General features: G+C 42.6%; 9 protein-coding genes and 1 riboswitch. Of the genes, 6 read left to right on the top strand and 3 right to left on the bottom strand.

The features are described from left to right. Positions 1-489 precede the first annotated feature (489 nt). Both EWV68_RS05355 and EWV68_RS05350 read left to right on the top strand, forming a co-directional pair. A complete protein-coding gene (locus EWV68_RS05355) occupies positions 490-1,470 on the top strand; it encodes a sodium-dependent bicarbonate transport family permease (protein WP_061430428.1) in 981 nt (326 codons plus the stop codon). Positions 1,471-1,543: 73 nt separating this feature from the next. Then, on the top strand, positions 1,544-1,861 hold the full coding sequence (locus tag EWV68_RS05350) for a P-II family nitrogen regulator (RefSeq protein ID WP_287169082.1): 318 nt from the start codon (positions 1,544-1,546) through the stop codon (positions 1,859-1,861). A 273-nt stretch (positions 1,862-2,134) separates the two neighbouring features. Here EWV68_RS05350 and EWV68_RS05345 read toward each other — a convergent pair whose 3' ends face one another. Further along, complete coding sequence (locus EWV68_RS05345; RefSeq protein ID WP_002733879.1) at positions 2,135-2,713, bottom strand: DUF3172 domain-containing protein; 579 nt, start codon at positions 2,711-2,713, stop codon at positions 2,135-2,137. A gap of 190 nt (positions 2,714-2,903) precedes the next feature. Next, positions 2,904-3,033: riboswitch (cyclic di-AMP (ydaO/yuaA leader) on the top strand. A 230-nt stretch (positions 3,034-3,263) separates the two neighbouring features. On the opposite strand from EWV68_RS05345, the gene EWV68_RS05340 reads away from it, so the two are divergent. The 3 genes from EWV68_RS05340 to EWV68_RS05330 all read left to right on the top strand — a co-directional run bounded on the left by EWV68_RS05340 (position 3,264) and on the right by EWV68_RS05330 (position 7,950). Further along, a complete protein-coding gene (locus EWV68_RS05340) occupies positions 3,264-4,601 on the top strand; it encodes an ArsB/NhaD family transporter (RefSeq protein WP_061430430.1) in 1,338 nt (445 codons plus the stop codon). Between the two features lie 106 nt (positions 4,602-4,707). Next, positions 4,708-5,880 carry a glycosyltransferase gene (locus EWV68_RS05335; protein ID WP_061430431.1) on the top strand — a complete coding sequence of 391 codons (1,173 nt, stop codon included), beginning with the start codon at positions 4,708-4,710 and terminating at the stop codon, positions 5,878-5,880. Between the two features lie 54 nt (positions 5,881-5,934). Further along, positions 5,935-7,950: an ABC transporter ATP-binding protein gene (locus EWV68_RS05330; RefSeq protein WP_287169080.1), complete on the top strand. Its 2,016-nt coding sequence runs from the start codon at positions 5,935-5,937 to the stop codon at positions 7,948-7,950. Positions 7,951-8,072: 122 nt separating this feature from the next. On the opposite strand, the gene crtO is transcribed toward EWV68_RS05330, so the two are convergent. Then, a complete protein-coding gene (crtO, locus tag EWV68_RS05325; RefSeq protein ID WP_061430433.1) occupies positions 8,073-9,719 on the bottom strand; it encodes a beta-carotene ketolase CrtO in 1,647 nt (548 codons plus the stop codon). Between the two features lie 145 nt (positions 9,720-9,864). Between crtO and EWV68_RS05320 the strand changes: the two genes are divergently transcribed. Further along, complete coding sequence (locus EWV68_RS05320; RefSeq protein WP_287169078.1) at positions 9,865-10,188, top strand: STAS domain-containing protein; 324 nt, start codon at positions 9,865-9,867, stop codon at positions 10,186-10,188. Here EWV68_RS05320 and EWV68_RS05315 read toward each other — a convergent pair whose 3' ends face one another. Next, entirely contained in the window at positions 10,189-11,325 is a 1,137-nt protein-coding gene (locus tag EWV68_RS05315) for a PP2C family protein-serine/threonine phosphatase (protein WP_287169076.1), read from the bottom strand. Position 11,326: the final 1 nt, after the last annotated feature.

Below are 11,326 nucleotides of genomic sequence, written 5' to 3'. Positions count from 1 at the left end.
TTCCGCAATATTTATAAATTCTTAAGAATTAATTGAGAAAGATTTTTATTTAACAACGATGTTATCATAGTTACAGCGATTTTACTGAATTTCATAATGGGTTATTCTGTGCTTTTTTGGGCAGCAATGGTTGAAACCTTTGCCACACCTAGAAGGTAATCCCAATTAAGACGGTTAAATCAGTCAATTTCACCCACAACGATGATCTTTTTTTTGTGTAGTTTTATTGCAAAAAAAAAGTTTTTTTGACAAAAAGCACAAAGTATGATATTAGCCCAAGTGATTCCTGGCTGCGAGTAATTATTGTAGAGGGGGAGAGGGGAGAAAAGCTGACGGTTTCAAGATAACTGATCACCGATCACTGAAACATCACCCATCTTAATTTTTTTGGGCGGCCATCGTTAAGCGTTTTAATCCGGTTCTTAACATTTTCCCAGTATTGGCAAAATCGAATAGTATAGATTGAAATAAATCAATGTACGCAAACCTATGGATGGCAGCTTAATCCTGTTCAATATTCTCAATCCGCCGGTTTTGTTCTTTTTCTTGGGAATGCTGGCAGTATTTTTTAAATCCGACCTAGAGATTCCCCAACCACTGCCTAAACTCTTTTCTCTCTACCTTTTGATGGCGATTGGTTTCAAGGGAGGTTATGAACTAGCGGAAAGTGGCATCAATAACCAAATCGCTTTAACTTTGATTGCCTCTGTGGTTATGGCTTGCATCGTTCCCATTTACACTTTCTTTATCCTGAAAATTAAACTCGATAGTGCCAATGCAGCAGCGATCGCCGCAGCCTATGGTTCCATTAGTGCCGTTACTTTCATCACCGCCAGTTCTTTTTTAGAAAAACTTCATATTTCCTATGGCGGTCACATGGTAGCGGCCTTAGCTTTAATGGAATCGCCGGCGATTGTAGTGGGTTTAATCCTGGTGCGAGTCTTTAAAGAGAAAAATGGCGAAGAAGAAGCGTTTTCTTGGTCAAAGGTTCTACATGAAGCCTTTTTAAATGGTTCGGTATTTCTCTTAGTCGGTAGTGTTGTGGTTGGTATGCTGACGGGGGAAAAAGGCTGGGAAAAATTAGAACCTTTCACTCAAGAGATTTTTTATGGTGCTTTAACTTTCTTTCTCCTTGATATGGGATTAGTGGCGGCGAAAAGAATTCGCGAATTAGGCAAAACTGGTGCTTTTCTCATCGGTTTTGCGGTATTCATTCCCGTCATCAATGCTATGGTGGGGATTCTCATCGCTAAGGTTCTCGGATTTGAACAGGGCAATGCTTTATTATTCGCTGTTTTGTGTGCCAGTGCCTCTTATATTGCTGTTCCTGCGGCCATGAGAATGACTGTTCCCGAAGCGAATCCTAGTTTATACGTTTCTATGGCCTTGGCTTTAACTTTTCCTTTCAATATCATCATCGGTATTCCTCTGTACCTAGAGATGATTAAAATCATTGGCTGTGGAGTCTAAAAGGCCCGGCGGTTTTTAAATAATTCCGGTCAAAATTGTTCTCTTGCACTTGTACCTTTTTTACTTAACTACCATGTTTGAATCCCCGCATCCTTCCCTACAAACTGTCAAAAAAGTGGACATAATTGTTAGTCATGCTCTTCTGGAAGAGACCTTAAGCGTTCTTGATGTTGTCGGAGTTTCCGGTTATACCGTCTTTGGCAGTACTTCGGGAAAAGGTGATCGAGGTTTATCCTGTGATGACTTGGATTGTGATTACAGTGGTAACTACATTATGACGGTTTGTAATAGTGACGAACAACTTGGTCGTCTGATCGATAAAGTTCAGCCTATTTTAAAAAAAGCTGGCGGAATTTTTGTGGTGACTACGGGCCAATGGCTAACTCATTAGACCTCTCGTAAAAATCAAAAATTGTCGTAAGTAGGGAGGCAAAATTATTTGTAGGATGGGTTAGCGGTAGCGTAAACTATGCGGGTGTTGGGTTTCATGCTTCAACCCAACCTACGTTCATCTTATATTTAATTCCTCCACCTACTTAGTTAATTAGGAGTCAGTCCCGATGAAAAAATTTTCACCCCCACAGATGAAAGAGGTTTCTTTCCCTACACCCCACACCCCACACCCTACACCCTCTTTTAAGTCAGGAGAACGATCTTTTCCGGTTTAGAATTTATCTGTATCTGGTCTGGGGCCAACAGCGCCGGCGGGATTAACAAAAAGATTACCCCCAGCTTCATTTTGGAAGATACAATCGATTTTCGGTTTGCCTTCCAAGGGGCCGGTATAACCAAAGGTATTCATCCGGTTTTTACAACTTTGTACCTGCTGTCCATCGACTAATTTTTGTTGTTCTAAAATTGACCAGTTATTGCGTCGCAAAACGCAACCGGGTTGCATGACTGGTTGGGTAACAAAAACATTAAAGGGGTTAAGAGTGACATAAACCCGCAAATCGGTGACAATGGCACTGGCCCCAAATTGCACGCATAATTCCGCATTGGGGGCGCTGCGATCGATTACTTCCCGGGAAGCGACGTTTTCGGGGCTAAAATTAGCGGTAGAACTGAATACCAGACCGAGACCCACCCCTAGTACAAAAATACCGCCAATCAGGGCGATCATGGCATAGTTTAATTTTGCCAATAGGCCTCCGGGGGACGAAGCGCGGGAGTCATCGCCATAGGATCGGTCATAATCACGATCGCGCGATCGGGGAGGAGTATAACGAGGTCTTCTATTCATAGAAATTTCTGATGTGGCCGCTATGGCGGTCAGTCGTTAGCTATTAGCTTATCATTGTTCTATCCTAGCAACCCGGGGGATAACCGACAGGATAGGTCTAGTATAGAGCTATATCGTTTTTTTTTGAGGTTAGTATGCTATGGTGGATGACTAAATAGAGTAAGTCAGCCTAATCCAAGTTTCTATGCTAGATATTAGCTAGACAAATTCGGAGCGGAGGAACCATATTTGGGGCGTATTTCTAGATTTTTTAGCCTAGAAAAGGATATCTCTCTATCCTAGCCCGTCAGCTAACTTCGTCGGCGTGGGGGGGAAGACTGAAACATCACTACATTCCTAGCAATGTCTTGATCGGTTCAGTTATGTCGCTGATACTACTTGATAGTCATAACTTACAGGAGACATTGTATATGGGGATTCTCATGCAGGTTCACCGATCGCAACAATTTTAAGATTTTCCGTAGATAACCATATTTTTTGTGAGTTTGCTATATAGTTCGGGCAAACTTTTAGTCGTATCGAGAAACCGAAAGTAAAAACAGGATCAAAAATGCTGGAATCTTTACCAATGTGGATTGCTGCAATGACTTTTATTGCAGTCATTGTGGTGATTATGTTCGAGTGGCTTCATATTACCGTAGCGGCTTTACTGGGGGCTTTAATCTTAGTTTTTACCCATATCATGACTCTCCAGGAGGCGATCGGTTATATCAGTCGCAGTTATGCCACTCTCGCCCTATTTTTTGGGGTAATGGTGTTAGTGAGAGCCTTTGAACCAACGAAAATTTTTGATTATTTAGCAGCACAAATGGTGCTTTTAGCCAAGGGACAGGGCAAATTATTATTAATAGGAATTGTCGCCATTACTACCCCAATCTGTGCGGTGTTACCCAACGCTACCACGGTGATGTTATTAGCCCCGCTGATTCCCCCCTTAGCTCAAGATATCGGTGTGGATTTTGTGCCGCTCTTAATCCTGATGGTTTTCGTGGCCAACAGTTCCGGGTTATTAACGATTGTTGGTGATCCCGCTACTTATATCGTCGGTGATTCTATTAATATCACCTTCATGGAATACCTACAGCGTTTGAGTTTAGGTGGTGCCTTGGCAGTGATTACCATTCTGGTTATGTTACCTTGGTTATTCCCGAAAATCTGGCGGACAAAATTCGAGCATTTAGAAGAATTACCCCATCCGAAAATTAATCATCCTCGTGTCTTAGCTCTGGGGGGAATTATCGTCTTTTTAGTCTTATTTTTATTCGTCGTCGGTGAATCTTTTCCCGTACCCCTTGCTCCCGCGGCCGTTGCTTTGATGGGGGCAACTTTAGCCCTACTTTTAGCCCAGCAATCGAAAATCGATACGGTGCATAATATTCTCCGGGATGTGGACTGGAGTACCCTATTATTTTTTATGTCGATTTTTGTCCTAATTGGCGGCTTAGAAAAAACTGGTGTAGTTAATAGTTTATCGGGATTTCTGGCGATAATTTTAGGCAAAAATATCTTTTTAGGTTCTCTAGTCTTGCTGTTTTTTGTCGGTTTTATTTCCAGTGTAGTTCCGAATATTCCCCTAGTGGTGGCCATGGTTCCACTACTGAAACAGTACCTTGTTAATGTTAATTTAGTCGGGACAGAGGTTCTTTCTCCCGATTATGCCGGTTCTTTTCCCCCGGAAGTTTTACCGCTTTTCTACGCGATGATGTATGGGGCCACCCTAGGGGGTAATGGTACTTTAGTGGGGGCTTCTTCTAATATTGTCGCCGCCGGCATCGCTGAACAACACGGGGGCAAAATTACCTTTCATACCTTTCTGCGCTACGGTTTACCAGTGATGTTTACTCAGTTAGTCGTCTCGGCAATGTATATGTTAATTTTCTTTGTCTAGTCTATCTCCGGTGGCATTAATGTTAAGTTCGCCTAAGATTGACAAAAACGTTAACATTGATTAACATTCTCCTATCGTGCTAGATAATCTGGATTGATCGGCGATCATGAACAAAAAAATCTCTGTTTTAGCACCAGATTTATCCGGTGGTGGTGGCACAAGAGTCTATTTGATTGCTCAAGTCTTGCAACAGCTAAACTGTCAGGTGACGGTCTATGGCCCGATTTTTGGCCGGGAAATCTATCCAACCCCACCGGGGAATTTACCGGTGGTATCGGTCAAAGGCAATAATTATCCCCAGTTTTTTGGCCAGATCAAAACTTTACTCGATCGCCTCTCCGGAGAGATTATCTATGCGGTTAAACCCCGTCCCACCAGTTTCGGCATCGGTTTACTGAAACGTTTTTTTTTCCCACGTCCCCTAATTCTCGATATTGACGATTGGGAAATGAGTTGGTTTGGTGGCGATCGATGGTCCTATCGTCCTCATCCCCGACAATTAGCTAGGGATATCCTCAAAAAAAATGGTGCGCTTAGGGACCCGAATCACCCTCTCTATCTGCGTTGGATGGAAAATTTAATTAACCGCGCCGATGCGGTGACGGTTAATAATCAATTTTTGCAAAAGCGTTATGGGGGGATTTATTTACCGAATGGCAAGGATACGCAACTTTTCGATCCCAATCTCTACGATCCTGTCGCTTGTCGTCAAAAATACGGTTTATCTGCCTATAAAGTCTTAATGTTCCCGGGTACTGCTAGACCTCACAAAGGTTTAGAAGATGTCTTAATCGCTTTAGATCAAATTGGTGATCCTGATTTTAAATTGGTGGTGGTCGGTGGTCGCCAAATCGGGGATGGCTATCTGGATAGTTTGCTAGAAAAAGGTCAACCTTGGTTAATTCATTTACCTGCTCAACCGCTCGAGCGAATGCCGGAAGTTGTGGCCGCTGCTCATGCTATTATCGTTCCCCAGAGGGATGAAGCCACGGCTAACGCCCAATTTCCGATTAAACTCACCGATGGTATGGCGATGGCTAAACCGATTATTTCCACTAAAGTGGCAGATATTCCCGAAATTTTAGCTGATATTGGCTATTTAGTCGAACCTCGATCGCCAGGGCAACTAGCTGTCATAATTAGAGAAGTTTTTAATCATCTCGACTCGGCTAATGCACGAGGACTAAAAGCGAGAGAGCGCTGTATCGCCTCCTATAGTACCACCGCCATGGCGACAACTCTCTCTGGCATAATTACTTCTCTGGAAGGGAAATATTAGATTGTAGCGAGTAGGATAATTGACCGTTGACTATTTACTTTATTACTTATAGCGATGAATCCTAAGCAAATTCTCCTTAAATATACGCTGAAACACTGGATATTAGTGGTTTCCAGTATTGTTATCGGCTTTGTCAGTACCATATTTAATGGGGTAGGAGCTATTTTAGTTATCCCCTTACTAATTTCTTTTATTAATCCCGAAAATGATATCTTAAAAAATGCCCCCCAAATTATCAAAAAGCTGCTCTCAGTTTTCGAGGTTTTCTCGGTCGAGACTCGTTTTTTCTGGATGTTTGCGGCGATATTATTGATTTTAATTCTCAAGCACATTACCAATTTTGTCAGTAATTTGCTAGGCACTTACTTGTCTTTAATTATGGCAAAAGATATGCGAATTGATTCAGTTATTCTGCTGCTAGAAGTGGATATAGATTATTATGTAAAAAGTAAAATAGGAGATATTTTTAATCGTTTCATGTCGGAGATTAATCGGGCTGTAGCATCAATTAGAAATTACATAAACCTGATTAAGATTATCGCTACAGCTTTCATGTACTTAGCTATTTTATTATCAATTTCTTGGCAATTAACTATTCTTTCAAGTGTTTTGGGTGGCTTTTTAGGTCTGCTTAATCAATACTTTGTCAAGAGATCGAAAAAGTTTGGAGAGATTATCACCGTAACGGCTAAACAGCAAACTAATAAACTGTTGGAACTGTTAACGGGAATTCGCCTAATTAAAGCGGTAGGCAATGAGAGATACGAATTAGAATCTATCGTGGAAGATATCGAAGCCCGGGAGAAAGCGGGTTTAGATGCCCAGATTAATAATGCTGTAATCGCTCCGCTCAATGAGATCGGTGGGGTAATTATTATTGCTTTAATTATCATTGCTGGTCGTTATCTTTTTAATGAACAAATCCAAGCTTTAGCGACGATTTTATTAACCTATCTCTATGTACTTTTCCGGGCCCTGCCGATAGTTAGTCAAATTAACAGTGCTAGGAGTAGTCTATTGGGTGATGTTTCCGCAGTAGAGGTGGTAGCGGACTTTCTCATTCGAGAGAATAAACCATTTATGAGCAATGGCTCTATTCCCTATCAAAGATTAGAGACAGGTATTCATTTTGATAACGTCCAATTTTCCTATCCTGGTCATCAAGAATTAGTTCTCAAGGGCATCGATCTTTGGATTCCAAAAGGAAAAATGATCGCTCTTGTTGGTGCTTCGGGGGCGGGAAAATCGACAATTGCTGATTTATTACCACGCTTTTATGATCCTACAGCCGGGAGGATTCTTTTTGACGGTCACGATTTACGGGATTATGAGATCAAATCTCTGAGAAAAGCCATGGGAATAGTCAGTCAAGACACTTTTCTCTTTAATAATTCTCTCCGTTTTAATATTGCCTACGGATTAAGCGATGTGAGTGATGCAGAAATTTTAGCAGCGACAAAAAGGGCGAATGCCTACGAGTTTATCTCCAAACTGCCAGAAGGACTGGATACGGAAATTGGCGATCGGGGAGTGAGACTTTCGGGGGGACAAAAACAAAGATTAGCGATCGCTCGTGCCTTACTGCGAGATCCGGATATTCTCATTCTCGATGAAGCCACCAGTGCTTTGGATACAATTTCTGAGCGTTTAGTACAGGAAGCGATCGATGAACTCTGTCGCGAGCGGACTACTCTTGTGATCGCTCACCGTCTTTCCACAGTTCAAAAAGCCTATCAAATTGTGGTGCTGGACAAGGGAAAAGTGGCAGAAATCGGCAATCATGAGGAATTATTAGCTCAAGGTGGTCATTATGCCCGTTTACACGCTCTGCAATTCAGTGATAGCAAAGGGGCTGACTCTAAGAATAGGGAAGATGAGCAAAAAAGAAAAGCTTATTTATCCTACGAAGCGAGAAGCAGTCTTAATAGTCTTTTAGGTTCTCTGCGTCTAGTATCTGAAGATTTAATCGATGATTCTCAGGAGAAACAGGAAATTTTAGAAGAATCCTGTAGTTCAGCCATGCGACTTCTCCATATTATCGAAGACTACGAGTATTCCTCGACTCGATAGCTCTCCTGCAAAAATCAAAAATTGTTGTCATAGTAAATCCGGTTATTAAAAACTGATTATTTATTCTCCCTTTTGCATGAGTGCCTGTCCTAATATGTAGCCTATACTCAACGGATTTAGTATTAGTTGAATAATCGTTGCAGAAAAGTGCTTCGATCCCGCAGGAAAACCTGAGCGCAATTGCGCCCCGGCATTCCCGAAATTGAGCCGCCGGGGTGAGTTCCTGCCCCAGTTAAATAAAGGTTTTTAATTGGGGTTTTGTAGTTAGCTATTTCCGGCAAAGGACGCAGGAAAATCATCTGATCTAAGGTCATATCCAGATGATAGTAATTACCTTTATAGGAACCCAAACGATTAGCTAATTCGGCCGGACTTTCCACCCGACGGGCAATAATGGCGGATTTGAGATTTGGGGCATAATCGGCCAGTTTATCAAGAACTCGATCGGCCACGCGATTTTTTAATTCTTCCGTCCATCCCGTGCCGTTTAATCCTGTTCCCTCGGCCCCGGCAATCTGATAGGGGGCAAAAAATTCGATCCAGAGGGTATGCTTACCTTGGGGAGCCATGGAGGGATCGAGAATAGTGGGTACATCTAGGTACATCGAGGGATTTTCGTCGGGAATCTGCCCCAAAATCGTTAAAGCGTGGGCCTGTTCAACGTGACGCACGGAATCGGCGATGAGAATCGTTCCCTGTAAATACTCCTCTTTGTGATCGTAAGCCTCGAACCTTGGTGCTTCGGCGAGGGCGCAATCAATTTTAAGAATTGTTTCATTGTTATTGACAATTCGCCGTTCTACCCTTTCTCGCAATTCTGGATCGGCGGCATCCACATCGGCGGGGGCGACTAACTGTAAAAAGACTCGTCTAGCGTCAATATTAGAGATAACACCCGCTTTTGCCAGATATTCTTGTCCAGAGTCCACTCTAACCCCGATCGCTTGTCCTTCCTCCATTAGAATCTGTTTAACCTTCTGCTCGGTTAAAATTACCCCACCGAGACTGACAACACATTTCACCAGAGCCTCAGTTAGTGCGCCCGTACCACCACGAGGGCGAGCCACTCCGGGAGAATGACGCATCGCCATCATCATCATCCCGGAGGTAATGCCTTTTTGGGAGGGAGGAGCGCCAATTTCCGCCGCTAGACGAGCCAGGGGTGCTTTCACAAATTCGCTCTCAAACCACTCATTGAGGACATCTTCGGGGGAAGTAATCATCGTGCGGATGAAGTCGAGCAGTTTCTTTTTCGAGCCGATCGCATTCCAGACACTAGCTAAGGCACTAGAGTTATAATTGCGGGCGATTCTGAGCAAATCTTGGGGCGGAGCGTTAAACCAAGGCCCAATCGCATTCATCAACTGTCCCCAATAGTCGATAAACTGAAGGTAGCGATCGGCATCTCGCGGACAAAACTGGGCAATTGCGGCGTGAGTTTTTTCCAGAGAGCGATAGGAAAGAAAATATTGGCCGGGGGGATGGGGACAGAAAACGGTAGGATCGAAGAATAAATACTCTAATCCGTGGCGTTTTAGCTCTAATTCCTCAATTACCGGTCCTAAAAAGATAAATTCGTGATCGATCGCACAGAGATTAAACTTAAAATCGGGGGCCAGATCTGGGATAACCGCTTCTGTGGTAGCCGCTCCTCCTGGTACGCTACGCTGTTCCAGAAGGAGGACGCGATAACCGGCTTTGAGGAGATAGGCGGCACAAACTAAACCATTATGCCCCGCACCGATGAGGATGACATCGTAACTTTCCATACAGTTTCAAAAATTCCTATTTTTAATTTTGCGCTTTTCTTGGCCTTAATATGTTAAAAATAGTTAAAGATTAGCTGCTGTCAGCAGATTTCAGCGAGCAGTTATGAGTGAGCAGGTAGAAAACATTTAATTTTTCCTTTTTTTTATGAGTTCTTCCATCAAAGTTATTCAACCATCGGGTATTTTAGATGCCAACCAAGCTGGCCAATTTCGCCAAGAAATTGCCGAAGCCGTGCAGGGAGGTTCAGAGGTTATTATCGTTGATTTCAAGAATGTCACCTTTATGGATAGTTCTGGTTTAGGGGCGCTAGTTTTATCCTTAAAAACCGTGCGTTCTGCGGGGGGTAAACTATTGATCTGCTCGATTAATGAGCAGATAAAAATGTTATTTGAATTGACCGATATGGATCGAGTTTTTGAAATTTTTAATAACCGAGAAGAATTAGAACAAAAAATCCTCGGAAGTTAATTAACGAAAATCCACCTGCATGATCGAAAGATCATCCCTAAAATTACCATCAAATTGTAAAGCTTGAATTTTTTCAATAAAATTATCGAGATTTTTAGCATAATTACCGTGATAATTTCGCAAAGATTGAATAAAGTTCTCCAGTCCCCACATCCTACCATCAACACAATCGATCTCGTAAATTCCATCGCTAAAAAGATAAAGGCTACTGGGGAAATTCAGGCATTTAACCTGATTAATATATTCCGCTTCCGGAAACATTCCGATGGGAAAACCGGGGGCTTTCAGTCTGGTTTCAATCATCTGGCCAAAAGGTTTTTGAGTCAGGAGAACTGCCGGGGGATGACCAGCACTGGCATAGGTTAACTGTTGTTGTTTCTGATCATAAATTCCGTACCAAATAGTAAAATATTTATCATTCTTAGGGCTGATTTGATAAACTTGATTTAACCCATGTAAAACCTGATTAGGTTGATAGTAATTCACCTGAGTTAAACCACGAGAACGGAGTAAATTAATCACCGAAAGGGAAGGTAAAGCCGCTCGCAAACCATGGCCAGCCACATCTAAAAGATATAACATCAAATGGTCCTTATCTAACCAATAATAATCAAATCCATCCCCCCCCAATCGACGAGAAGGAAGGAAGCGAAAATCGATAGCAAGTTTTGGAGAAATGAAAGGTTCTGGTAACAGCGATCGCACATATTCCGCCGCTTCCGCTAACTCCATTTCTAGTAATTGTTTTTGCGCTTGCAGATCATGACTTAATTGATGCAAACGAATTCCCGCCCGCACGCGCGCTCTTAACTCATTAATCTCGATCGGTTTACACAAAAAATCATCTGCCCCCGCATCCAATCCCTTGACCCGATCCTCCACCGATCCCAAAGAAGTTAAGAGGATAAAAAAAGTCGTTGACAGTTGGGGATTGAGCTTAATTTGCCGGCAAACTTCCAACCCATCGATCCCCGGCATCATCCAATCACAAATAATCATCGCTGGTTTTAGTTGCCCCGCTTGCTTTAATCCTTCTTCCCCATCACTGGCAATAAAAACCTCGTATTCCTTCCGCAAAGCGCGGCTCAAAAACGTTTGAATTACTCCATCATCATCAATTACTAGAATTCGTACCATC

The organism is Microcystis sp. M_QC_C_20170808_M9Col (assembly GCF_007095495.1).
Taxonomy (GTDB): Bacteria; Cyanobacteriota; Cyanobacteriia; order Cyanobacteriales; family Microcystaceae; genus Microcystis; species Microcystis aeruginosa.
Note: the sequence above shows the minus strand (reverse complement) of the source record. Positions and strands in the feature narration are given on the sequence as shown.